Consider the following 24699-nt stretch of genomic DNA (forward strand, 5'->3'; position numbering starts at 1 on the left):
AGAATGGCGGGCTTATTCTGAATACGGCCAGACATTTTTACCATGCAAGCCTTGCTCGATGCCATCGCCACGATGCGCATGCCCCTCGACGCCCAGCGCATTTTCCACGGCCGAGGCGGCTTGTACCCCGGATGCGAGCAATGGACGCTGGATGCTTATCCGCCTGTGTGGGTGCTCACCAGCTTTCAGCCTGTCAGCGACGAGGAACTGGCCGTTCTGCACGAAGCCTTGTCGGCGCGTTGGCAGGCCTTGTCTCCGGATACGCCACTGAACTGGGTCTTCCAGTATCGGCATGAGGTGCAAGCCGACACGCGGCTGATGGCCGGCAGCGTGCCCGATCCCCAGGTGGTGACCGAAAACGGTGCGAGCTTTCGGGTGCATCTGCTCAGAGGTCAGAACCACGGCCTGTTTCTGGACATGGCAGAAGGGCGCCGCTGGGTGCGTGAGCATGTGGCGGCACGCCCAGGGATCAAGGTGCTCAACCTGTTTGCCTACACCTGCGCCTTTTCCGTGGTGGCCTTGCAGGCTGGCGCCCGGCATGTGACCAACATGGACATGAGCGGTGGCGCCTTGGGTATCGGCAAGCAGAACCATCACCTCAATGGCGGGTCGGCAGGCGCCAGCTTTTGGCCGCATGACATCTTCAGTTCCTGGGGCAAGATCAACCGCAGCGGGCCTTATGACCTGATCATCGCAGACCCACCCACCTATCAGAAGGGCAGCTTCATTGCCGAGAAGGACTACGCACGCCTGATGCGCCGCTTGCCTGACTTGCTGATGCCGGGCGGCCACGCGATGTTGTGCCTGAACTCACCCAAGCTGGGTCCTGACTTTCTGCAGGACCTCATGCAGACCGAGGCCCCGGCCTTGAGCTTCGTTGAGCGCTTGCCTAACCCGCCCGTGTACGCGGATGTGCAGCCCGAACGGGCACTCAAGGTTCTGCTCTACAAGGCGCCGGATTGATCAGCCCTGGGCCATGTGCAGGATCTGCCTGGCCTCGGCGGGCGTGGCCACAAGGCGCCCCAGTTCGCCAGCGAGGCGGGCCACGCGTGCCACCAGCTGGGCATTGCTGACGGCCAACTCGCCCTTGCGGTAGAAGATGTTGTCTTCGAAACCCACCCGTACATGGCCGCCCAGCAAGATGGCCATGGTGGTCAGGGGTAACTGGGCTGCACCGATGCCGGCAACCGTCCAGGTGGCATCTGGCGGCAGTTCGGACAGCATGTACATCAAGGCTTGCGGTGTGCCCGCCATCCCGCCCGGCACGCCCAGCACGAAATCGACGTGGGCGGGGCTGGGTAGCGCACCTTTGGCCAGCCATCGCCTGGCCGTGGCCAGCATGCCGCTGTCGAAGATCTCCAGTTCCGGCTTCACACCTTGCAGTTGCATCTCGCGCGCATAAGCGTCGATATCAGCAGGGTGGTTGTAGAACACATCACCACCAAAGTTGACCGAGCCCATGGAGAGCGTGGCCATCTCCGGGCGCAGGGCGACCGGCGCCAGGCGTTCCTGCGCCGTCATGCCCACGGCGCCGCCGGTCGAGATCTGCACGATCACCTCGCAGCGCTGGCGCACCTCATCCATGATCTGCCTGTAAACCTCTTTGTCCTGCGTGGGCGAGCCGTCCGGCCAGCGGGCATGCACGTGCACGATGCTGGCGCCGGCCTCGGCACATGCAGCAGCGGCGATACCTATCTCTTCGGGCGTGATGGGCAGTGCAGGCTGCTGATCTCGGGTGACCTCGGCGCCCGTGAGGGCTGCGGTGATGATGAGCTTGTCCATGATGAGGCTCCTTGCTCAGCTTCGATTGCTGCCCCGCTGGCATGTGGCCGGGACCACGCAGGTGCCCGTGGCGCGACAGACGACCACAGGCTCCGCCAGCACATCGCAAGCAGAGGGCTGCCCGGGGATAGGGGCTGCCGCGATGACTTTGCGCGCTTCGAATACCATCTTGCGAGAGGTCTTGCCCATGGATTCAATGCGGCCGATGGCCTCGATGTAGTCGCCTGCATGCACGGGCGCGAGGAACTCGACCTTGTCGTACGCGACAAACAGGCCCTCATCACCATCGCTGCGGATCAGCAGTTCGGTGGCGACGTCGCCAAACAGTTGCAGCATGCGTGCACCGTCAACCAGGTTGCCGGCGTAGTGCGCTTCGTGGGCGCTGATGCGCAGTCGGATGAGACTGGTGATCTGGCTGGTGATGGGCGTGTCCATGGTGTGCGCTCCAGATTGACTGATGTCGTTCAGCGTGCAAGCTCGGGTGCTTGGTGAGTCGCGTTGCGCCGTGCCCATTCATCGATGGCGAATGAGGCCACGTTCTCGGCATAACAACCCGTTCCGAAGCCCGCGTCATAGCCCAGCTCCTTGGCCAGTTCGTGGCTGATGCGTGGCCCTCCCACAATGAGGATGACGTGCTCACGCAGGCCCTCGGCTTCGAGGATGTCGGACAGGCGGGTCAGGTTGTCCAGGTGGATGTTCTTTTGCGTGACAACCTGCGACACCAGGATCACGTCGGCTTTTTCCTCGATGGCGCGGGCCACCAGTTCTTCGGAGTCCACCTGGGCACCCAGGTTGATGGCGCGCATCTCGTGGTAACTCTCCAGCCCCTTGTGCCCGTTGTAGCCCTTCATGTTCATGATGGCGTCAATGCCCACGGTGTGTGCGTCGGTTTCAATGCAGGCGCCCACCACCACCATCTTGCGCCCCATGAGCGTGGCGATCTTCTGGTTGATGGCCTCTTTGTCAAGCACCTCGAATTCGGGCTTGGCCACCTTGATGCCGCTCAGGTCCACGCGGTGCTTGCACTGGCCATAGACCACGTAGAAGGAAAAGCCGGGGCCCATGGCTTCACAGTGCACCACGGCGGGCTCATCCAGGCCCATCTGAAGGGCCAGTTGCCGTGCGGCCTCCTTGCTGTTCTCGTCCAGCGCCACAGGCAGCGTGAAGGAAACTTGCACGCGCCCGTCATCCATGGTGTCGCCATAGGGCTTGACCCATCTGGGTGTGTGTTGCAGTGCGTCTTTCATGATGCGCGCTCCTCGTTCATGCCGGGCAGCATCAGCTCAGGGAAGGGGTTGAAGTAGTCGTTTGACTTGGCGACGACACCGTCCAGGCCCTTGCCACCCGTCAACGTGCGCGAGATGTCGGCGAAGGTGCCTTTGGCAATGGCTGTGGGCAGGCCCGTCTGCTCGATCTGGGCCAGCAGCTCGGTGGTTTCCGCCAGCACCTGCTGGGCCCGGCGCTCGATCTGGCCACCCGGGGTGAAGCTGATCTCCGCATGCAAGTCGCGCATGGTGCCGAACACGTACTTCGCGTTCTGGATGGCCAGGAAGCGGTCCTGGATGAAGGGTGTGTGGATGGCTTCCGTCATCATGCCCAGCAGGTGGATGTTCTGCTGCGTGAGCACGCTCACGACGTTGAACAGCGCATCCTGAACGTGGCCTTTGAAGATGTTGCCCGTCATGTGCTTGGTGGGCGGCATGTACTTGAGGCAGGCCTCGGGGAAGACCTGGCGCACCAGTTGCGCATGGGCCAGCTCCCACAGGAAGCCGTTGTCCAGCCCCGGGTTGATCTCGAAGGCGTGGCCCAGGCCCATCTGGTCGGGCTTCAGGCCTGACAGGTAGGCGAACTGCTCGTTGATGAGCTGAGAGGCCAGCACGGTGTGGGCGGCTTCATAGGCGTCCGCCGTGGTGAGGTAGTTGTCTTCGCCCGTGTTGATGATGATGCCGGCGTAGCCATTGACCATGCGCGAGAAGAACTGGTCAATGAAGGTGCGCTGCATGTTGATGTCTCGAAAGATGATCCCGTACATCGAGTCGTTGAGCATCATGTCCAGGCGCTCCATGGCGCCCATGGCGGCGATCTCCGGCATGCACAGGCCCGAGCAGTAGTTGGTCAGGCGGATGTAGCGACCGATCTTGCGGCCGACCTCGTCCAGGGCCGCGCGCATGAGCTTGAAGTTCTCCTGCGTGGCATAGGTGCCGCCAAAGCCTTCCGTGGTGGCGCCATAGGGCACGTAGTCCAGCAGGCTCTGGCCGGTGGAGCGGATCACGGCGATGATGTCGGCGCCTTGCTCGGCGGCAGCGCAAGCCTGGGTGATGTCCTCGTAGATGTTGCCCGTGGCCACGATGAGGTAGAGCCAGGGCGTGGGGGCTTCGCCGGTTTCACCGATGGCCGCATCGCGCGTGGCACGGTGCCGGGCGATGTGGGCGCACATGTGCTCGGCCATGGCGCTGGCCTTCTGGCGTGCGGCTGCGTCGTCTCTTGGGCGTTGCAGGATCAGTTGGCCATCGGCCACCGCCTGTGCCACTTGCTGGATGCTCATGCCGTGCGTGCTCATCGCGCCGGCCACGATGGCCGCAGCACCATGCTGCAGCAAGCCTTGGTCTTGCAGATGGCTCACCAGGCGATTGGGCAGGGGCACCTGGTTGTCATCGACATCGTCCACGCCCATCAGTCGCAGCGTGGCCCGCTCGACAGCTGTGGTCGTGAAGTGGTGCATGTCGTCGTAGACCTGGTGTGCGATGCGTCGGGCAGCGGTCCGGGCGCGGTCGATCTGCGCTTGATCCAGGGCGAGGTGGCTCATGTTCCCTCCTTCGTCAGCAGGACGTCGGTCACGAGGTGTTGCGGAAAGGTCTGGCGGGCCAGCGCCAGGAATTCGCGTGCGTTGAAACTGCCGCCAAAGGGTGAGCTGGGGTTGAGCGTGATGCCCAGCAATCGGATGGCACGCAGCGCCAGTACCCGGCCGCCCAGGCGCTCGAAGGTGTGCAGATCGGTGGCATCGACGAACAGCCTGGTGCCGTCCGCCACGATCAAGGTCAAGCCTGGCTGGTGTTGCGCGATGTGTTGCAGGGCCTGCCACAAGCGCTTGCCCACGGCGCCCGATACGGCCACCGTCGAGATCGCTTTCAGATCGTTGGCCAACAAGGCTGGCGCGGCGTTGATGGTGGCGATGTGATCGTGAAACAGGCAGTCGCCTTGCTGATCCCAGGCGCCCACGCCTCCGTGCGCCCAGACCGCCTGCGTGCGGGCCAGTATCTCGGCAGGTGCTGGCGGGATGCCCAGAATGGTCAGCCTGTCGTGCGTCTTGCGTAGCACATCGGCGATGCCACCACCGATGGCCGCCCCGGTGGCCAGCACCACGCCATCGGCCATGGCGGGCGACGCATGGTGGCTGCGGCCCAGTGCGCCGTCGAGCATGATCATGTCGGCGCCGCATTGCCGGAGCAGGGCGATCACCTTGTGCTGGTCGTGGTTGCGTGAGGCACCGGCCACCTCCATCTCGCCCGCCTCGATCACCTTGACGATGAGGATCTCGCCCATGGGGCTGCTCACGCCCGTGGTGTCGATCAACTTGATGCGGGCCTTGGCGCGCACGAGGGTGTCACTGGCCGTGGCCACCAGATTGCCAGGCGTGACCCTCACCGGCGTCTTGGGGATGGCGTAAACCTGATCGTGCGCCTCGCCGTCGCGCCCGATGGAGGTGAGTCCCACTGTCAGGCGCTCGGCGTGGGCCTGTGCCAGCAAGTGGTTGAGGCTCACCGTCTTGCCGGTGTTCTTGGTCATGCCCATGACGGCCACCGTGTGCACCTGCTGTGCACGCAGCCCTTGCCACAAGGGGCAATGTGGGGCGAGGTGGCTTGACATGGTTGCGCCTCGCGTCAGACGTACAGCGTCTCGAACAAGTGCCGCAAGCTGGCCGACTCGCGCAGCAAGGAGAGGGCGTAGTCCGCGTTGCCCTTGGCGTAGCCATTGCCCATCAGCATGTCCACATCCTTGCCCACGCCCTCGGCGCCCAGTGAGGCTGCCGTGAAGCTCGTGGCCATGGAGAAGAAGTAGATGCGGCCTCGGTCTCGGGTGGCCAGGATGCTGCCCATCTCGGTGTGCGGCAGGTTCACACAGTTGATCACCACATCGGCCAGCTTGCCTTGTGTGGCCGTGGATACGGCTTGTGCCATGGCCACGGCGTCGGCGGCGTCCACACGCAGGGCGTGGTCGACCCAGCCCAGTTCACGCATGCGTTCGCAATCTTTCTCGAAAGGCGAGATGCCGATCACGCAGCCTGCAGGCCCCGCGCGCTTTCTGGCCTCGTACACGCACAGCGTGCCTGACTTGCCGCCACCGCCGACCACGACCACCGTGTCACCGGGCTGAACCAGGCGCGCCGTCTGCGCGGGCGCACCGGCCACATCCAGGATGGCCAGGGCCACCTTTTCAGGGATGTCATCCGGCAGTTTGGCGTACAGGCCGCTTTCAAACAAGATGGCCTGGCCGCTGATGTCCACCTGATCCTGTTCCAGATGCACATGGTGGATGCGCTCGATATGAAGCGGTGTCAGCGACAGCGACACCATGGTGGCAATGCGGTCGCCCACGGCCAGATCGAGCCGGCCAGCCAGCGCGGCACCGATGCTGGCCACGCGACCGATCAACATGCCGCCCGATCCCGTTGCCGGGTTGTGCAGCTTGCCCCGCTGCGCCACGATGTCGAGGATGGTGGCGGCGATGCGGTCCGGGTCACCTTGCGATGCCTGCTTGATCTGCGTGAAACTGGCCGCGTCCACGTTGAGGGCTTGAACGTCGATCAGGATCTCGTTGTCATACGCCGCCATGGTGTTGTCGATGCGCCAGGCGGGTTGCGGCAGCACGCCAGCAGGTTGCAGGACGCGGTGTGTGCCATAGGGGCAACCGTGCTGGCCGGCATGCATCGGCACATGCAGCATGGCTGGGGTGGCATGGGGCAGTTGAGCGCACATGGCCTGGCCCTCCCGTCAGTTGCTCTGCGAAGGCAGGCTGAAGTGCTGCCCCAGGCCCGGCATTTCCACCGTCTTGCCGGCATAGTTGCGGCAGTGGATGGTGGTGCCGCTGCCGTCCGCCAGGGCCTCTTCGCGCACATAGCTGGGGATGATGGGCAGCTTGCCCAGCCCGCCCAGGCCATCGACGATGAAGGTGGGCACGGCCGGGCCGCTGATCCAGCCGCGCAGGCCCTCGTACAGCTCCAGCATGCGGCGATGCGGCACGATGAAGTGGTGGGCACCTTCCACCATGTCGGTGGAGTAAACGTAGTAGGGGCGCACACCCATCTCGATGGCCTGCATGAACAGCTCGCGCATCACCTCCACGCTGTCGTTCACGCCCTTGAGGCACACGCTCTGCAGGCCCATCATTATCCCGGCCTTTTGCAGCATCTTCACGCGCTGGCGCAGCAGGGGCGTGATCTCCTTGTGGTGGTTGATGTGGATGTTGACCATCTGCACGCGGTGCTTCTCCAGCACGGCGCACAGCTCGGGCGTGATGCGGGTGGGCAGTTGCACCACCATGCGCGAGCCGATGCGCAGGAAGCGCACATGCGGTGCACGGCTGCGGATGGCGCCCAGGATCTCGTCGAGGCGCTCGTCGGTGAAGGTCAACGGGTCTCCACCTGACAGCAGCACGTCTTCGATGTGCTTGTTGCTGGCGATGTAGTCAATTGAGGCTTCGATCTCGTCCTTGTGAACCGAGCCTGATGGCTGCGACACCATGCGCTTGCGCGTGCAGAAGCGGCACAGGGCCGCGCAGGTGTTGCTGACCAGGAAGAGCACGCGGCGCGGATAGCGGTGCACCACGCTGGTCCCGGGGATGGTGTCGCGCTCCTCGCCCAGTTCGTCCAGCATGGTGGCAAAGCCGGGCTGGGTCTGTTCATGGAAGGAGGGCAGGTACTGCAGGCGGATGGGGCAGTTCGGATCATCGCGGTCCATCAGTTGCGCCATATAGGGCGTGACGGAGATGGCGAACTTGTCATACACCGTGTGGTCCACGTCTTCGACCTTGTGCAGCACGCCCATCAGCTCGGTGTGATGGGTGTAGCGGCGTGAGAACTGCTTCTGCCAGGGTTCGCTCTCAGGGTCATAGGCCTGGAGTTCATCCCAGCTCAAGAGCTTTCGGGGGGAGGTGCTGCAGGACGCGGGCGCTGGAAGGGCTTGCCTGCCTGGAACGAAGTTGATCGGGACTTCGGCCGATGGGGCTTCTGCAGCGTGAGGGGCCTCTAGAACGTGCGGCATGGTGGCGCTCCTGCAAGCGGAGGGCGGGGCCTGCTGGCGAGGCTCGCGACGGGCTTGACCGCCGTCCATGGGTATCAGTCTAGGAGGGGTAAGTGCCGATGAAAACCGTCAATCTGACTGAAATATGGTGAACAAATCGGTCGTTTTGATGCAAATAATGGCGACATGAGCAAGTCAGCATCCACCAAGGGGGCCAGCCCGGCCAGCCGGATCGTGCTGGACGATCTGGACCACCAGCTCATCGAGCTGCTGAAGGTCAACGCGCGCCTGCCGCTGGTGAACATCGCCAAGGCCTTGGGTTGTGCGCGCAGCACGGCGCAATTGCGGCTCAAGGCGCTGGAAGATGCCGGCGTCATCACCGGCTATACGGTGAGCGTGAGCAGCACGCGCGGGCCCCATGTGATCCGTGCCATGGTGCTGATCTCGATCGAATCCCGCCATGAGCCCAGCGTGATGCGGGAGTTGGCCAAGCGCCACGAGATCACCAAGCTGTATTCGGTGAGCGGCCGTTATGACCTGTGCGCCATGTTGCTCACAGATTCCACGCAAGAGCTGGATGCGGTGATCGACCGCATCCGCAATGTGCAAGGCGTGCTCGACACCTTTTCAACGATTGTCCTGTCGACCAAGCTGGATCGACCCGAGTGAGCCTGAACAGTCGGCTTACTTCAGCAAGCCTGTCGCGCGGCCCACCTGCTCGATCACGTTGAAATCATCCACGTTGGCGGTCACGAACTTCTTCGCGCCTTGCAGATCCAGCACGGCTTTCTCTTCCGGCTTGGTTGCATCCAGCGACAGGAAGGCGTTGGCGAACTTCTGCACGGTGGCAGCGGGCAGGTCCTTGCGGGCGGTCCACACATAGTCCACAAAGGGCGGGGTGGTCCAGACGGCCTTGACCTTGGTCTTGTCGAACTTGTCGCCCGCGACCAGGCGCTGCCACACCTCGATGTTCAAAGCGCCAGCTTGCACCTTGCCGGATTCCACCATCTTCACCGTGGCATCGTGGGCGCCGCTGTAGATGGGCGCGCCGGCAAAGTCCTTGTCGGCATCGATCTTGAACTGGGTGCTCAGGAAATAGCGTGGGAACAGGTGCCCTGAGGTCGAGCTTTTGGAGCCAAAGGCAAAGCTCTTGCCGCGCATGTCTTCCGGCTTGTTGATGCCGGACGCGGTGTTGGCGATGAACACGCTGTGGAACTCGCGGTCGATGTCGCGCATCACGACGGGCTTGGCGCCAGACATCACCTTGGCCTGCACAAAGGTGAAGCCACCCAGCCAGGCGAAGTCAACCTTGCCTGCGCCCAATGCGGCCACGGCGGCGCCGTAGTCGATCACGGGCACGTACACCACCTTCACGCCCAGGTGCTTTTGCAGGTGATCAACGAGCGGTTGGTATTTGCGAGCCAGCTCGGTTGGGTTCTCGTCAGGGATGCCGGATACGCGGATGACGTCTTCCGCGTGGGCGAACTGGGCATGCAGTGCGAGCAAAGGGGCCAGCAGCAACATGCGGCGGGCGAAGCGATTCGGTGTCATGGCAAGGGTCTTTCAGGGTTGAGATGACAGACGGTGCGCAAGTTGCGGCAGCCATCAAGCGTAAGTGATCAGCAGTGGTTTGGCATGAGGCGAAGACAGAATCCGGGTGCGGACCTTGTCGCCGATCGCATCGACCACGGCCACCAGCAGGAGCATGGTCAACAACAGCAGGCTCAGGTCGCGCATGTGGAACAGGCTGATGGCCGTGTTCAAGGCGTCGCCAATCCCGCCAGCACCTACAAAGCCGACCATGGCTGTCGCACGCACGTTGACCTCGAAACGGTAAAGTGTGAACGCGGCCAGCCTGGCCTTGACCTGAGGCAGCACGCCAAAAAGGAAGGTGGCCAGCCCGCCTGCACCTTGGGCTTGCAGGACACCTGGCGGCCCGCTTTCTACTTCTTCGAACACGTCGGCAAACAGGCGCCCCATGACGCCCATGTTGTGAACAGCGATGGCCATGATGCCGGCCAGTGGGCCGCCTCCTACCCACACCACGAACACCAGTGCCAAGGTCAGTTCGGGCATCACGCGCGTGCCTTGCAGCAGCGCGCGGCTGGCCCATTTCACGGCCTGGCGGCCCAGTCGAGACAAGGCGCCTGTGCGCGGCGGATCAACCAGATAGCTGCCCGTCATGAGGTGCGTCGCAGCCAGCGGTGCCAGCACAAACGCCACACACGCTGAGACCAATGTGGCCACCCAGGCCATCATCAGTGTCTCGCCAATCTGTGCGACGACGGTATGCAGAAAGGGCTGATCCAGCACGAGATTGTCAAAGGTGAGCAGGGCAGGCGCCTGGCTGGTGAACAGGTCTCCCCACGGGATTTCCAGCTTGTGCAGGGCCCAGATGGTGCCCAGGGTCGCAAAGCCCAGGGACCAGCGCAGCCCACGTTGCCGCAAATGGGCGCTGATCACTTCCAGCGCGACCACAAACGCCAGGACGGCCAGCAAGGTGGTGGCCAGCTTGTCGTACTGGAAGTAGCGCAGGCTCAGGGCAATTTCGCTACCCAGGCCACCCGCACCCACCACACCCAGGATGGTGCCGATGCGGATATTGCACTCCAGGCAGAACAGGGCGTAGCCCGTCCATTGCCTACGCACCTGCGGCAGCACGCCATGTAGAAAGATTGCCCAACGTGAGGCGCCGGTGGCGCGCAGTGCCTGAATGACGCGGGGCTCGACGGCTTCTGCCAGTTCCGCGTACAGCTTGCCGATATTGCCGCCTACCGTCAGCCCGATGGCCAGCACGGCGGCACCTGGGCCTAGCCCGATGAGGCGCACGAAGATGTAGGCCCAGACGATCTCCGGGATCGAACGCAACACGCTGAGTACCAGGCGGATCAGCCAGCGTAGTGCGGCCAGGCTGTGGCGAGCCCAGGCGGGCGCACGGCGGGGTGGATCAGTCAGATCCGGCACGGTGATCGCCAGGAAGGACAAGCTGGTGCCCAGCACCACCGCCATCACGGTACCCAGGATCCCGATCAACAGGCTCTCAATGGACAGCTCGACGACACGCCCGATGAAATCCCCCGAGAAATCGGGATGGGCCATGCCAGACAGGATCTCCCCGGCATTGCGCAGGCCGTCGCTGTCAAACAGCTTGCCGGGTTGCGCGCCAGACAGCGTCAGGCACAGCCATCCGCTCAGACCGATGAGCAAGCACATGGCGTACTGACGCCAGCGTGCCTGGCGCTCACGTTGCCAGCCAGGATCAGATGCGTTCATGGCTGCCCGCATACAGTTGGGCCAGTCGTTCTTCCGATGCGTCTGCGGGAGTGCAGTCGAACATCACCTGCCCGCCGCGCAGGCCGATCACCCGGGTGCAGTCCTGTCGGACGATGTCGAACCAGTGCGTGCAGAACACCAGTGACATCGCGCGAGCCTTTGCCTGATCCACGATCAGGCGCGTGACGGACTTGGCCGTGTTGGGGTCCAGCGAGGCCGTGGGCTCGTCGGCCAGGAGCAAGCCCGGGTTGGCGATCAAGGCCCGTGCGATGGCCACACGCTGCATTTGCCCGCCGCTGAGTTCGCTCGCCTTGTCCCATTGGTGCTGGGCCATGTCGAGCGATTGCAGCAGGGTGGCCACACGATCAGCCTCCACGGGCATCACCGCGGCTTGCAGCGCCTTGTACCAGGGCCAGGTCGACAGCAGGCCGGAGATCACATTGCTGTGCACCGTTGCTTGGGGCACGAGCAGATTCTGTTGCTCGACGATGCGGCAGCTTGATCGGTGCGCTTGCAAGGCTCGCCAGCTGAAATCGGCCATCGATCGGCCATTGACCTCGATCACACCGGCGGTGGGTCGCAAGGCCCCCGCAATCAGTCTGATCAAGGTGGATTTGCCTGCACCGCTGGGGCCGATCAGGGCAATGCGCTCCCCACCACCCAGGCTCAGGGCGATGTCCTGGAGCACGGCCTGTTTGCCCCAATGGCGACTGACGTGGCGCAAGTGCACGCTGGGTGCCGACAAGGTTGTTGTCATGGCGATCAGATCAGGGCGAGCATGTGCCGGGCCACCTGCTGGATCGACGCGTCATCCAGCGCGTCAACCTGCACCGTCTGGCGTTCTGCCCACTTGTGAAAATGCGCCGCCTGCGAGCGGGCATAAAGCGGGTCGTAGTGCAACTCGGTCAGTTCGGCAAACAGGGGCGACAACTGCGATTGCCTGGCCCAATCCTGCCAGCGGGCGATGGTGTCCTTGCCGTGCATGGCGCGCAGCGATTCGAACTTGTCTGCCAGTGCGGCACCGTCATCGCCCAGATAAGCGTAGTCGCGCAACAGAAAAGCGAGGCGAGCTTCGGGAGACGCGTCGATCTCCAGGCATGGGCTGGCCCGCATGCGCTCGATCAGCGAGGTGGGCAGCGAGATGCGGCCAATCTTGCGGCTCTCGGCTTCCACGAAAACAGGCTTGTTCAGGTCGAACCGCTCGATCACGGTTGCCATCGCCGTCTCGAATGCTTTTTGGGACGGTTGATCCACGCCCGGCATGGCACCCAGCAACGAGCCCTTGTGGGCGGCCAGCCCCTCCAGATCCAGCACCTGCGCGCCTTGCTCGGCCAAGGCATGCAGCACGCGGGTTTTGGCGCTGCCTGTGGCGCCGCTCACCACATGCAGTTGCAACTGCGGGCACAGGGCGTCCAGCAGCGCGATCACATGCTGGCGCCAGCGTTTGTAGCCGCCAGCCAGTTGTTGGGCATCCCAGCCCACCAGGCGCCACCAGGCCACCATCGAGCCACTGCGAAGGCCCCCGCGCCAGCAATACACCAGCGGTTTCCAGTCGGCCGGCATGTTGGCAAAACGGCCTTGCAGATGCCTGGCCAGATTGGCCGCGACCATGGCGCCGCCCACGCGACGGGCCTCAAAGGCGCCTTGTTGCTTGTAGATGGTGCCCACAATGCGGCGCTCTTCGTCGTCCAGCACAGGGCAGTTGATGGCGCCAGGAATGTGGTCGAGCGCGAACTCCGAAGGCGAGCGGGCGTCGATGAGGCAGTCAAACAAGTGTCGATCGGCCACTTGAACGGGCCCACGAGCGCTCATCGGGGCGCCCCCGCTGGCACAATCGCTTCGAACTTCTGTTGACCCATGACTTCCATTGCCCTTACTCAGTTTTCGCACGGTGGCGGCTGCGGTTGCAAAATCGCACCGGGCCTTCTGGCCGAGATTTTGTCACGCGCGCCACAAGGCCTCGTTCCGCCCGAGCTGATGGTGGGGCTGGAGACCAGCGACGACGCGGCCGTTTACCGCCTCAATGACAGCCAGGCCCTGGTGGCCACCACCGATTTTTTCACGCCCATCGTGGACAGCCCGCGTGATTTCGGGCGCATTGCCGCTACCAACGCCTTGTCAGACATCTACGCCATGGGCGGTACACCCATCATGGCGCTGGCCCTGGTGGGCATGCCGATCGCCAAGCTGCCGCCGGAGGTGATTGGCCAGATCCTGTCTGGTGGTGCCGAGGTTTGCCGTGATGCCGGCATTCCGATTGCAGGAGGACACTCGATTGACCTGCTGGAGCCGATTTATGGCCTGGTGGCCTTGGGTCTGGTCCATCCTGACCGTGTGCGCCGCAATGCCGATGGCCAGGCGGGCGACGTGCTGGTGCTGGGCAAGCCACTGGGCGTAGGCATCTTGTCTGCTGCATTGAAAAAGGGCCTGCTGACCGACGAGGGGTACGCCCAGATGCTGCGCCACACGACGCAACTCAACCGCGTGGGCACCGTGCTGGGCGGCCTGTCAGGTGTACACGCCATGACGGATGTGACCGGTTTCGGCCTGGCGGGGCATCTGCTCGAAATATGCCGTGGCTCCGGCCTGGATGCGCGCGTCGAGTTGGCTTGCCTGCCCTTGATTGAAGAAGCTGCCGTGTTTGCCCGTGAGGGCATCGTGACGGGGGCTTCGGCCCGCAACTGGGCGGCCTATGGGGCCGATGTGGTGTGGCCGGAAACTGCCTCAGGCTGGATGCAGGCGCTGGCCTCGGATCCGCAGACCAGCGGCGGTCTGCTGGTGAGTTGCGCGCCTGATGCGGTGGATGCCGTCCTGGCCGAGTTTGCGCAGGCTGGTTTTGCCAATGCCGCGGTGATCGGGCAGCTCGCCACGCCGGCTGCCGACAAGGCGCGACAATTGCACTTTGAATGATGCTCGCCGGGGAAGTGCCGGTATGTCCCGGTGCATCCCAAGTGGATGATTCGTATAGAGAAAAATGAAAAATAGCCCAGAGACTCAGCCGCTGGCGGATGGCGCATTTGCCGGCCACACGCCAATGATGCAGCAATATTTACGCATCAAGGCGGAGCACCCTGACACGCTCGTGTTCTACCGCATGGGAGATTTCTATGAACTCTTCTATGACGACGCCCGCAAGGCCAATCGCCTGATCGACATCACCCTGACGGTCCGTGGCCAATCCGCTGGCGAGCCTGTGGTGATGGCTGGCGTGCCGGTGCACGCGGTCGAGACCTACCTCGCCAAGCTGATCCGCCTGGGCGAATCGGTGGCCATTGCCGAGCAGGTGGGCGAAGTCGGCGCCAGCAAGGGCCCGGTGGAGCGCAAGGTGGTGCGGGTGGTGACGCCCGGCACGCTGACCGACACCGAACTGCTGAATGAGCGCGCGGACGCCTTGCTGCTGGCCGTGGTCATGGACAAACGCGGCCGCCATGCCGAGCACGCCGTGCCTTGCGCATTGGCCTGGCTGGGGCTGTCCAGCGGCAAGCTGGGCCTGACCGAGTGCACCGAGCGCGATCTAGCCGGCTGGCTGGCGCGCCTGCAACCCGCCGAAATCCTGTTTGACCGCGAGCGCATTCCGCCCACGCTGCAGCCCTTGCTGACACAAGGCGGCAAGAGCGTGGCCATGACCAGCCGCCCGACCTGGCAGTTCGACCCAGGCCTGGGCCTGCGCAAGCTGTGCGAGCAATTGCAGGTGAGCAGCCTGCAGGCCTATGGTGCCCAGGATCTGGGCCTGGCCCATGCCGCCGCTGCGGCCTTGCTGAGCTTCGCCGAACACACGCAGGGCAGGGCGCTGTCGCACGTGGCCTCGCTGGAGGTGCCGCGCACCACCGACCTGCTGGACCTGCCACCTGCCACCCTGCGCAATCTGGAGTTGACCCAGACCCTGCGTGGCGAAGACTCGCCCACGCTGCTGTCGCTGCTGGACACCTGCCGCACCGGCATGGGCAGCCGTGCCTTGCGCCAGTGGCTGACGCAGCCCCTGCGTGATCGCGCCACCGCACGCGCCCGCCACGATGCCATCGCCTGCCTGCTGACCCCGCCGGGTATAGAGCAGGGTTACGAGTCCGTGCGCGAGGCCCTGCGCCAGATGAGCGATGTGGAACGCATCACCGCCCGCGTGGCCTTGCGCCAGGTGCGCCCGCGTGAGCTGGCCGGCCTGCGCGACACCCTGCTGACCTTGCCCGCCTTGCGCGAGCGTGTGCCCGATGCCGCACCCTTGCTGGCCCAACTGCATACCGCCTTGCAACCCGATGCAGGCATCGCGCACCAGTTGCAAGCCATGCTGATGGAAACGCCCGCCGTGCTCCTGCGCGACGGCGGCGTGATCGCCACAGGCTTCGATGCCGATCTGGACGAGCTGCGCGCCATTTCGCAGAACTGCGACGCCTTCCTGCTGGAGCTGGAGGCCCGCGAACGCGAGCGCACGGGCATCCACAACCTGCGCGTGCAGTACAACAAGGTGCATGGCTTCTACATCGAAGTCACGCAAAGCCAGGCCGAGAAGGTGCCGCTGGACTACCAGCGCCGCCAGACCCTCAAGAACGCCGAGCGCTTCATCACGCCCGAGCTCAAGGCCTTTGAAGACAAGGCCTTGTCGGCGCAAGATCGAGCTCTGGCGCGCGAGAAGTTCCTGTTCGATCAGCTGATCGACTTCCTGCAGTCACACATTGCCGTGCTGGGGGCGCTGGCGCGAGCCTTGTCCACACTGGATGGCCTGGCTGCCCTGGCCGAGCGCGCAGCCACCCTGGGCTGGACGCGCCCTGACTTCAGCCCGCATCCCTGCATCGAGATCGAAAAGGGCCGCCACCCGGTGGTTGAAGCCCGCTTGATGGAAACCAGCGGTGCGGCCTTCATCCCCAATGACTGCCGCTTTGATGCCAACCGCCGCATGATGATCGTGACCGGCCCCAACATGGGCGGTAAATCGACCTTCATGCGCCAGGTGGCCTTGATCACCTTGCTGGCGGCCATGGGCTCCTACGTGCCGGCTGCATCGTGCCGCATCGGGCCGATCGACGCGATCCACACCCGCATCGGCGCGGCAGACGACCTTGCCAATGCCCAGTCCACCTTCATGATGGAGATGACCGAGGCCGCCGCCATCGTGCACACGGCCACCGAGCAGTCCCTCGTGCTGATGGACGAAATCGGGCGCGGCACCTCCACGTTTGACGGCCTGGCACTGGCCGGTGCGATTGCCAGCCATCTGCACGACAAGAACAAGTCTTTCTGCCTGTTCGCCACCCACTACTTCGAGCTCACGGCGCTGCCCGAGAAACACCCTCGTGCGCTGAACGTGCACGTCGGCGTGGCCGAGTCGGGCGATGACATCATCTTCCTGCACGAACTGCAGCATGGCCCTGCCAGCCGCAGTTATGGTGTGCAGGTGGCCCGCCTGGCCGGCATGCCGCATTCGCTGATCCGGCAGGCGCGTGCGACACTGGAGTCTCTCGAAGCCCAGCAGCGCCATTCGGATGAGCAAATCGACCTGTTTGCCCAGGTTGAGTCGCCTGGCGGCATCAACCTGGATGAACTGGCTGCCAACGCCGCTGCCCGAGGTGGCGCGGTACTTGCAAATGCACCAGATGAAACGCTGACGCCTGCCGAAGCGCAAACTTTGAGCTTGCTGGCCAGCATCGACCCGGATACCCTGACCCCTCGTGAAGCGCTGGATGCCCTGTACAAACTCAAATCGGTGATTTCATCATGACCTACTGTGTGGCCATGCGGCTCAATGCCGGACTCGTCTTCCTGTCTGACTCGCGTACCAACGCGGGTATGGACCAGATCAGCACCTTCCGCAAGATGACGGTGTACGAGAAGGCGGGCGAGCGCGTGCTGGTGCTGCTGTCTGCAGGCAACCTGGCCATCACGCAGGCCGTCAAGCAGTTGCTGGGCAGCGAAACCATAGAGGGCTCGGACGGCGAGCCTTGCACGATCTGGACGGCCAAGAGCCTGTTCGATGTGGCCCGCATTGTGGGCAGTGCCGTGCGCAAGGTGCATGCGCGCGATGCCGAGGCCCTGAAAAAGCACGGCATCGACTTCAACTGCAGCCTGATCATCGGCGGGCAGATCAAGGGCGAGACCATGCGCCTGTTCAATGTCTATGCGGCGGGCAATTTTGTCGAAGCCGGCATCGACGGCGTGTGCTACTTCCAGATCGGCGAATCCAAATACGGCAAGCCGGTAATCGACCGGGTGGTCACGCCCGTCACGCCCTTGCAGGAGGCCGCCAAGTGCGCGCTGATCTCGATGGATTCGACGCTGAAGTCCAATCTGTCGGTGGGCCTGCCGCTGGATCTGATGGTGTACGACGCAGACGCCTTGAAGGTCGACCAGCTCATCAACATCGACGACACCAACGCGTATTTCCGCATGATCCGCACGAGCTGGGGGCAACGTCTGCGCCAGGTGTTCGATTCCATCCCGGACCCGACCTGGGATGGCCAACAGCCTGATCTGGCCAGCAATGCGGCGCCTACACAGGCCCAAGCCATGAACCCACTGAGCAAGATCACGGCACCCAACGGCTGAAACGGGCTGACGGGCCCTGGGCTCTAGCGCCAGGCCTCGGCGATCCGCTCGTTGCCGGGGTGGCGGTCCAGCCACCAGACCACGAACAAGGTGCCGGCTATCGCCAGGCCTGTCGCGATCAGGAAGGTCGGGCCATAGCCCAGCTTGTCGCCCAGCACGCCGCCTGTGAGGCTGCCCAGGCTGCTGACGGCCACCACCACGCTGGCCAGCAGGGTGTAGTCGGTGCCTGCATGGTTGGGGTCTGACGCGTCCATCATCAAGGTGAACAAGGCGACGGTGGCCATGGTGCCCACGATGCCCTCCAGAATGGTGGCGGCCCACAAGAGCTCGACGCCCCCCATCCGGAAAGCCACGGCCACGTACAGGCCAAAGCCCGCAGCTTGCGACAAGCCTGCCAACAGCATCGCCTTGCGGCGCCCCAGGCGATACACCAGCCAGCCCCCGATGCTGGCACCCAGCAGGCTGGTGGCCGACCCCACGCCGCCTTTCATCAAGGCGATGGTGCTCTTGCTCACGCCGTGATCCAGCAAAAAAGGCGGCAGCAGGGAGTTCAGGATCTGGTCACCAAAGCGGAAGCAGAAGATCAGGCCGAAGAACACCAGCATGCCAGGCGCCAGCGCGCGATGCAGCCAGCCCATGACCAGTGCCAGCCCCTGTGGCTTGTTGGCGGCACCCGTGTGCGCAGGTGGTTCCTTGAGTGGCAGAACGGGCAGGATGGTGAGCGCCAGCAGACCAGCCATGCACAGGAACATCACCTGCCAGCCCTCACGGGCAAAAATCCACAACAACAATCCACCGCCCAGGACCATGCCCAGGCGATAGGCGCCCACTTGAATTGCATTGGCCAATCCGCGCTCCCGGGCGCCCAACAAGCGAACAGACAAACCGTCCGTGACCACGTCCTGGGACGCAGCGATCATGTTGAACAGGAAGACCGCCGCAAACAAAATCAAGCTGCCGGCTTTCAGATCCAATTGAGACAGGATCAAGGCCATCAGGCAAGCGCTGCACTGGAAGAAAAGCAGCCAGCTACGCCGCGAGCCATGGTGATCCAGCGCAGGTGCCCACAGGAACTTGATGCCCCAGGGCAAGGCCAGAAACTGCAGGAAGCCGATGGCTGTCAGTGACCAGCCTGCATCACGCATCAACACGGGCAGCGCCAGCGTGAAGAAGCCGAACGGGATGCCTTGCGCGGTGTATAGGCCTGTCAGCAAGGCAACGCGTTGCCCTTGGCTGTTCTGCTCGGGCGCGCTCATGCCTGGGCTGCTGTGGTGCCGGCTTCGCGGTCCAGTTCGTCGATACAGGCCTTCATCCGGGCCTGGCAAGTGGCCATCAATTCGGGCATGTCATCCAGCGTCAGTCCGGCCGTGGGGATGGGCTCAAGAGCCCGCATCACCACCGTGCCACCACGCAAGCGCTTGAGGTTCATGCCGCGCACATAGTTGTTGCCACACAGGGGAATGACGGGTACACCTGCATTGATCGCCATCTGGAAGGCCCCTTTCTTGAGCGGCGCAAAGCCTTTGCCGTGCCCTCGCGTGCCCTCGGCAAACACCCAGATCGTCATGTCCTTGTGCTGCAGCGTGTCCGTGGTGGTCATCATGGCTTTCTTGGCCTGAGCCGCATTGCCACGCTCGATCAGCACATTGCCGGCCAGCCAGTAGAGTTGGCCAAAGAAGGGGATCCACCTCAGGCTCGTCTTGCCCAGCGTGACCGTGCGGGGCGGCACCGCATGCCCGAACACGAACAGGTCGTAGTTCGACAGATGGTTGGCCACGATCACGGCCGGGCGTTTGTGCTTGAGCACGCCATCGATGTCCAGGCGCATCTTCATGCCCATGATGAAGGTAGCGGGCACCGCATAAAGGCGCGCGGCGATGCGACTGTTGTCGGGGTTGAATGGGCGGCAGAGGCTGATCAGCAGACCAAGCACGCTGGCCAGCACGAAATGCACGCATAACAACAGCATGCGCAGGGGCAGAAGCATGACTAAACCTTGAAGTGCGTCAATGAGCGCCCGCAGGCGCCATCAGGCGTCGAGCACCAATTTGTTCGACGCGGGGAATGCGGTGCAAAGATACACCGCATTTCCCAACATATTGCCGACGACGTCACCTTCTCTGAGCGTCAGTTTGCAAGTGCCACACATGCCTTGGCGGCAACCTGTTTCGATGGGCACCTGATGGCGCTCCGCAATCTGCATGAGGCTCAGACCCTGATCGTCTTCGGTCAACTGCACGCGGCGGTCCAGATGGCGGAAGTAGATCTCGGCCTGTGCGGCCTTGAAGTCCTCGGGCGTCAAAGGTTTGATCTCGTGGGCCACAAAGCGCTCGCTGTCGAGCTTGCCCAGGTCGTAGCCTTTTTCCTTGAGGATGTTGACCACCTTGTCCATGAAGCCTTGCGGCCCGCACAGGTAGATGTCGCGCTCGCGGAAGTCCGGTATCAGCGTGTCGATGTTGCTGACATCCAGCGTCGGTGCGAAACGGCCTGAAGCTTTGTCGTCGGGAGAGGGGCGGCTGAGTGCCGTGGTCAGGGCCAGGCCTTCGCTGCGCCAGCGTTGTAAGGTGTCCTTGAAGATCACGTCCTGTGCGGAAGCAAACTGGGCATACATCGCCATGTCGGGGCGGATGTGATACGCCATTAAGGCCTTGAGCATCGAGTAGGCAGGCGTGATGCCGGCGCCGGCACTGATGAATAGAATCTTCGATTGCTGGCGGTAGCAGAAGTGGCCTTGTGGTTGCCCGATGCCGAGCACCATGCCGGGCTTCACGTGTTCGTGCACCCAGTTGGAGACCTTGCCGCCTTTGATTCGTTTGACGGTGATGGTGAAACAGTCGCCCTCCATGGGAGACAGGCTGTAATAGCGTGTGAGGGTTTCGCCATTGATGTTAGCGCGCAGCGGGATGTACTGGCCTGGCTCGGCCCCTTTCCACAGCTGGTTGGGCATCAGGGTCAAGGTCTTGACGTCGGGAGCTTCGTCCTTGATGCCCACCACAATGGCCTGCAGCTCGTAAGTCCAGATGAAGTCGTTCCAGCGACGGTTGAAGTCCGTCATGGTGTTGCTGGCGAGGTAGTCCACCCACTCGCGGCCGATGTGCTGGAGCGCCCAGCGGTTCAGGCGGGAAAGCAGGGCGTCAAGCATGACCGGTTCCGGCGTTGGACGCTTGGGTTTGAGTTGCAGGAGGGAATGAATGCTTCCACATCACCGACATGTAGTTGCGGATGGCGCGGCCCCAGTTGGGGTTGCACTTGTAGTCCACACCGTACTTCTTGCACACGGCCTTCACTTCCTTGGCCATGTCTGGGTAGTGGTGCGAGGGAATGTCGGGGAACAGGTGGTGCTCGATCTGGTAGTTCAGGTGGCCCCACAGGATGCTCATGCGGCGGCTGCCCTTGAAGTTCACCGACGACTCCAGTTGCGACAGGTACCAGTGGCCCTTGTGCTTGAGTGCGTCAGCCGATTGCAGGGGTTCGGTGAAATGCGTGGCCTGGATCGTCATGCTGACCCAGTAGTTGTTGATCACGTCCGCCAGGGCATTGCCCAGCAGCACCTTCAGGCCAGAGAAGCCCGTAGCCGCCGCCAGCAGCGGGAACACGATGTACTCTTTTGTCAGAACGCGCCAGATGGCGCGGCTGTTGCGCTTGGCCAGGGCTTCGTCCGACTCGCCGGCCGTGTCCACCATGGCGTAGCCCTTGTTGCCTTCGGGGAAGGCACGCTCGCGGAATTTCTGCCCGAAGCCCAGGTTCTGCGCGTTGAACTGATACAGCATCGTGGGGTACGCGCCGAACAGGTAGACGGGCACCTGGAACAGGTGTCGCTTGTTCCAGGGGGTCAGGTCATTGGTGCGCAGGATGCCGTGGTTCAGGTCGGGGTCCATTTCGAACACATTGGTGTGCACGTGGTGCAGGCCATTGTGTTCACGGCGCCAGCCTTCTTCATCCACAGGCGCCTTCCACTTGAAGTTATGCGCATGGAACTGCGGGAGCTCCGGGAAGTAGTCATACTGCCCGTGCAACACGTTGTGGCCGATTTCGATGGCCTCGATGTTGCGGTGCAAAAAGGTGAAGAACACGCCGAGCGAGAATGTGATCGGTTCGGGGCTCACCCACAGCAATCCGCGGCCAATGACCTCGAAAATGCGAGAATTGCGGCGAAGTCCCTTGATGTAGGCGATATCCTTGGGCCCCAGCTTGGCGCGATAACGCTGCTTGATGTCGTCGATTTCCTTCTCGATCTGGTCAAAAAGGGCGGGGTCGACGTTGGTGAGCGCGGAGGGGCGCCCCGTGTAGATGTTGTTGGTCATGAAAGGCCAGGTCCGGGGTGGTGGCGGCGCGATGCGAAAAAATGCCGGGACGCAAAAGCCGCGCAGTATAGAAGACTGCATGGGGTTAACCGGGCCTCAGTATCGAGGGGGTTGATGTGGCGCAATCCACGGTTCAGACCCCTCTGCAGCCCCTATAATGCCGCTTTACCACCGCAGCGCCCGCTTCATCCGCGGGCGCTTTTGCGCAATGACCAAGTTTGTCTTCGTCACGGGCGGTGTGGTGTCCTCGCTAGGCAAGGGCATCGCCGCCGCGTCACTGGCCGCCATTCTCGAATCTCGTGGCCTCAAAGTTACCCTGATCAAGCTGGATCCGTACATCAACGTCGATCCCGGCACCATGTCGCCCTTCCAGCACGGCGAGGTCTTCGTGACCGACGACGGCGCTGAAACCGACCTGGATCTGGGCCACTACGAACGCTTCATCACCACGAGGATGAAGAAGGCCAATAACTTCACAACCGGCCAGATCTACAAGAGCGTTCTCGAAAAGGAACGCCGTGGTGATTACCTGGGCAAGACCGTGCAGGTCATCCCCCACATCACCAACGAGATCCAGGATTACGTGCGCCGTGGCGCTGGTGTCGGCACGCCCGATGCCGTGGACGTGGCCATCGTCGAGATCGGCGGCACCGTGGGTGACATCGAGTCCCTGCCGTTCATGGAAGCTGCCCGTCAGCTATGCCTGAAGGCCGGCCCGACCAATGCCGCCTTCGTGCACCTGACCTACGTGCCCTTCATCGCGGCCGCAGGCGAGCTCAAGACCAAGCCGACCCAGCACACCGTGCAGAAGCTGCGCGAAATCGGTATCCAGCCCGACGCCTTGCTGTGCCGTGCCGACCGCGCCATTCCCAATGATGAACGCGAAAAGATCTCGCTGTTCACCAACGTCCCCGAGTCCGGCGTGATCTCGGTGTGGGATGCCGACACGATCTACAAGGTGCCCCGCATGCTGCACGAGCAGCATCTGGACGACCTGATCTGTACCAAGCTGCAGTTGCAGACCAAGCCGGCGGACCTGTCGCGCTGGGACAACCTGGTCTACGAGGTCGAGAACCCCAAGAAGACCGTCACCATCGCCATGTGCGGCAAGTACACCGACCTGTCGGATTCGTACAAGTCGCTCAACGAAGCGCTGCGTCATGCCGGCATCCACAACCATGCTCGCGTCAACATCGAGTATGTGGATTCCGAAACGCTGACGCCTGATACCGTCTCGCAACTCAAGCAGTTCGACTCCATCCTGGTGCCTGGCGGCTTCGGCAAGCGCGGCGTGGAAGGCAAGATCTGCGCGGCCCAGTTCGCCCGTGAAAACGGCATCCCTTACCTGGGCATCTGCCTGGGCATGCAGGTCGCCACGATCGAATACGCGCGCCACAAGGCTGGCCTGACGGACGCCAACTCCACCGAGTTCGAGCCCAACACGCCTCACCCCGTGATCGCCTTGATCGACGAGTGGCTGGACGCTGACGGCACCGTGCAAAAGCGCGATGCGTCGTCGAACCTGGGCGGCACGATGCGCCTTGGCGCGCAAAGCTCCGACGTGAAGCCTGGCACCATCGCGCATGACATCTATGGCCCGGTCGTGACCGAGCGCCATCGTCATCGCTATGAAGCCAACGAGCGCTACCTCGATCGCCTGCAAGAGGCTGGTCTGGTGATCTCGGCCATCACGCAAAGCGAGAAGCTCACTGAAATGGTCGAGCTGCCCAAGTCGGTTCACCCCTGGTACGTCGGCGTGCAGTTCCACCCCGAGTTCAAGTCGACACCGTGGGGCGGTCACCCGCTGTTCACCGGCTACATCAAGGCTGCCCTGGATCACCAGGCTGCCAACAAGACAGCCTGAACAAGGCGCTGAGGAAACATGCCATGAAGCTCTGCGGATTCGACGTTGGCCTGAACCATCCCTTCTTCCTGATCGCCGGCCCTTGCGTGGTCGAGTCCGAGCAGTTGCAGATGGACACGGCAGGCGCGCTCAAGGAGATCACCTCTGCCTTGGGCATCCCCTTCATCTTCAAGTCGAGCTACGACAAGGCCAACCGCTCCAGCGGCACGTCCTTCCGTGGCCCGGGCATGGAGAAGGGCCTGGAGATCCTGGCCAAGGTCAAGCGCGAGTTGAACGTGCCCATCCTGACGGACGTGCACACTGAAGCCGAGATCCCCATGGTGGCCTCGGTGGTGGACGTGCTGCAGACGCCGGCCTTCCTGTGCCGCCAGACCGACTTCATTCACGCGGTGGCCCAGTGCGGCAAGCCCGTGAACATCAAGAAGGGCCAGTTCCTGGCGCCTGGCGACATGAAAAACGTCATTGACAAGGCCCGAGCCGCTGCGCGCGACAAGGGGCTCAATGACGACAACTTCATGGCTTGCGAACGTGGTGTGAGCTTCGGCTACAACAACCTCGTGTCCGACATGCGCTCGCTGGCCATCATGCGCGAGACGGGCGCCACCGTCGTGATTGACGCCACCCACTCCTTGCAACTGCCGGGCGGGCAGGGCACGGCTTCCGTCGGGCAGCGCGAGTGTGTGCCCGTGCTGTCTCGTGCAGC

General features: G+C 63.2%; 22 protein-coding genes. 7 read left to right on the forward strand and 15 right to left on the reverse strand.

The annotated features are described in order from the left end of the window. The first annotated feature begins 42 nt into the window (after window positions 1-42). Window positions 43-963 (forward strand): class I SAM-dependent methyltransferase, encoded by a 921-nt coding sequence (locus HY836_RS17900; RefSeq protein WP_290678985.1) that lies wholly within the window; start codon window positions 43-45, stop codon window positions 961-963. Here the strand turns inward: HY836_RS17900 and HY836_RS17905 are convergent, their stop codons facing one another. The 7 genes from HY836_RS17905 to HY836_RS17935 are packed head-to-tail and all read right to left on the reverse strand — an operon-like array spanning window position 964 to window position 8042. Further along, window positions 964-1782: a 3-keto-5-aminohexanoate cleavage protein gene (locus tag HY836_RS17905; RefSeq protein ID WP_290678987.1), complete on the reverse strand. Its 819-nt coding sequence runs from the start codon at window positions 1780-1782 to the stop codon at window positions 964-966. It lies immediately after the preceding gene. 15 nt (window positions 1783-1797) lie between these two features. After that, window positions 1798-2217 carry a hotdog domain-containing protein gene (locus HY836_RS17910; RefSeq protein ID WP_290678989.1) on the reverse strand — a complete coding sequence of 140 codons (420 nt, stop codon included), beginning with the start codon at window positions 2215-2217 and terminating at the stop codon, window positions 1798-1800. Between the two features lie 29 nt (window positions 2218-2246). Further along, the gene (locus HY836_RS17915) at window positions 2247-3029 is read right to left on the reverse strand and encodes an OAM dimerization domain-containing protein (protein WP_290678991.1); all 783 of its coding nucleotides are present in this window, start codon (window positions 3027-3029) and stop codon (window positions 2247-2249) included. Continuing rightward, window positions 3026-4588 (reverse strand): lysine 5,6-aminomutase subunit alpha, encoded by a 1563-nt coding sequence (locus HY836_RS17920; RefSeq protein WP_290678993.1) that lies wholly within the window; start codon window positions 4586-4588, stop codon window positions 3026-3028. The genes HY836_RS17915 and HY836_RS17920 overlap by 4 nt, the downstream gene beginning before the upstream one ends. After that, window positions 4585-5649 (reverse strand): hypothetical protein, encoded by a 1065-nt coding sequence (locus tag HY836_RS17925; protein WP_290678995.1) that lies wholly within the window; start codon window positions 5647-5649, stop codon window positions 4585-4587. The genes HY836_RS17920 and HY836_RS17925 overlap by 4 nt, the downstream gene beginning before the upstream one ends. Before the next feature lie 14 nt (window positions 5650-5663). Beyond that, window positions 5664-6758 (reverse strand): L-erythro-3,5-diaminohexanoate dehydrogenase, encoded by a 1095-nt coding sequence (locus tag HY836_RS17930; RefSeq protein WP_290678997.1) that lies wholly within the window; start codon window positions 6756-6758, stop codon window positions 5664-5666. Window positions 6759-6773: 15 nt separating this feature from the next. Continuing rightward, window positions 6774-8042 (reverse strand): KamA family radical SAM protein, encoded by a 1269-nt coding sequence (locus HY836_RS17935; RefSeq protein ID WP_290678999.1) that lies wholly within the window; start codon window positions 8040-8042, stop codon window positions 6774-6776. Between the two features lie 165 nt (window positions 8043-8207). Between HY836_RS17935 and HY836_RS17940 the strand changes: the two genes are divergently transcribed. After that, on the forward strand, window positions 8208-8690 hold the full coding sequence (locus tag HY836_RS17940; protein ID WP_290679002.1) for an Lrp/AsnC family transcriptional regulator: 483 nt from the start codon (window positions 8208-8210) through the stop codon (window positions 8688-8690). 15 nt (window positions 8691-8705) lie between these two features. Here HY836_RS17940 and HY836_RS17945 read toward each other — a convergent pair whose 3' ends face one another. The 4 genes from HY836_RS17945 to mnmH are packed head-to-tail and all read right to left on the reverse strand — an operon-like array spanning window position 8706 to window position 13106. Then, the gene (locus HY836_RS17945) at window positions 8706-9572 is read right to left on the reverse strand and encodes a putative selenate ABC transporter substrate-binding protein (protein ID WP_290679005.1); all 867 of its coding nucleotides are present in this window, start codon (window positions 9570-9572) and stop codon (window positions 8706-8708) included. A gap of 54 nt (window positions 9573-9626) precedes the next feature. Continuing rightward, on the reverse strand, window positions 9627-11294 hold the full coding sequence (locus HY836_RS17950; RefSeq protein WP_290679008.1) for an ABC transporter permease subunit: 1668 nt from the start codon (window positions 11292-11294) through the stop codon (window positions 9627-9629). After that, window positions 11281-12051: a phosphonate ABC transporter ATP-binding protein gene (locus HY836_RS17955; protein ID WP_290679011.1), complete on the reverse strand. Its 771-nt coding sequence runs from the start codon at window positions 12049-12051 to the stop codon at window positions 11281-11283. The genes HY836_RS17950 and HY836_RS17955 overlap by 14 nt, the downstream gene beginning before the upstream one ends. A gap of 5 nt (window positions 12052-12056) precedes the next feature. Further along, a complete protein-coding gene (gene mnmH / locus HY836_RS17960; RefSeq protein ID WP_290679014.1) occupies window positions 12057-13106 on the reverse strand; it encodes a tRNA 2-selenouridine(34) synthase MnmH in 1050 nt (349 codons plus the stop codon). Between the two features lie 45 nt (window positions 13107-13151). Here mnmH and selD point away from each other — a divergent pair, with 45 nt between their 5' ends. From selD to HY836_RS17975, 3 genes are all read left to right on the forward strand, one after another. After that, a complete protein-coding gene (gene selD / locus HY836_RS17965) occupies window positions 13152-14204 on the forward strand; it encodes a selenide, water dikinase SelD (RefSeq protein ID WP_290679018.1) in 1053 nt (350 codons plus the stop codon). A 124-nt stretch (window positions 14205-14328) separates the two neighbouring features. Continuing rightward, entirely contained in the window at window positions 14329-17004 is a 2676-nt protein-coding gene (mutS, locus tag HY836_RS17970; RefSeq protein ID WP_290679053.1) for a DNA mismatch repair protein MutS, read from the forward strand. Further along, a complete protein-coding gene (locus HY836_RS17975) occupies window positions 17001-17828 on the forward strand; it encodes a proteasome-type protease (RefSeq protein ID WP_290679021.1) in 828 nt (275 codons plus the stop codon). The genes mutS and HY836_RS17975 overlap by 4 nt, the downstream gene beginning before the upstream one ends. Window positions 17829-17851: 23 nt before the next feature. On the opposite strand, the gene HY836_RS17980 is transcribed toward HY836_RS17975, so the two are convergent. From HY836_RS17980 to HY836_RS17995, 4 genes are read right to left on the reverse strand one after another with little or no spacing between them, the layout of a single operon-like run. Beyond that, window positions 17852-19084, reverse strand: coding sequence for an MFS transporter (locus HY836_RS17980; protein WP_290679024.1), 1233 nt, complete (start codon window positions 19082-19084; stop codon window positions 17852-17854). After that, entirely contained in the window at window positions 19081-19815 is a 735-nt protein-coding gene (locus HY836_RS17985) for a 1-acyl-sn-glycerol-3-phosphate acyltransferase (RefSeq protein ID WP_290679027.1), read from the reverse strand. Before HY836_RS17985 ends, HY836_RS17980 begins: the two co-directional genes overlap by 4 nt. Window positions 19816-19857: 42 nt before the next feature. Further along, window positions 19858-20970 carry a flavin reductase family protein gene (locus HY836_RS17990; protein WP_290679030.1) on the reverse strand — a complete coding sequence of 371 codons (1113 nt, stop codon included), beginning with the start codon at window positions 20968-20970 and terminating at the stop codon, window positions 19858-19860. Continuing rightward, on the reverse strand, window positions 20963-22132 hold the full coding sequence (locus HY836_RS17995) for an acyl-CoA desaturase (protein ID WP_290679033.1): 1170 nt from the start codon (window positions 22130-22132) through the stop codon (window positions 20963-20965). Before HY836_RS17995 ends, HY836_RS17990 begins: the two co-directional genes overlap by 8 nt. Window positions 22133-22340: 208 nt before the next feature. Here HY836_RS17995 and HY836_RS18000 point away from each other — a divergent pair, with 208 nt between their 5' ends. Together HY836_RS18000 and kdsA are read left to right on the forward strand one after the other, a co-directional pair. Then, window positions 22341-23996, forward strand: coding sequence for a CTP synthase (locus HY836_RS18000; RefSeq protein ID WP_290679036.1), 1656 nt, complete (start codon window positions 22341-22343; stop codon window positions 23994-23996). Window positions 23997-24019: 23 nt separating this feature from the next. Then, a partial coding sequence (kdsA, locus tag HY836_RS18005; RefSeq protein ID WP_290679037.1) for a 3-deoxy-8-phosphooctulonate synthase occupies window positions 24020-24699 on the forward strand: 680 nt, incomplete at its 3' end.

This window comes from Aquabacterium sp. (assembly GCF_016234775.1).
Classification (GTDB): domain Bacteria; phylum Pseudomonadota; class Gammaproteobacteria; order Burkholderiales; family Burkholderiaceae_C; genus Aquabacterium.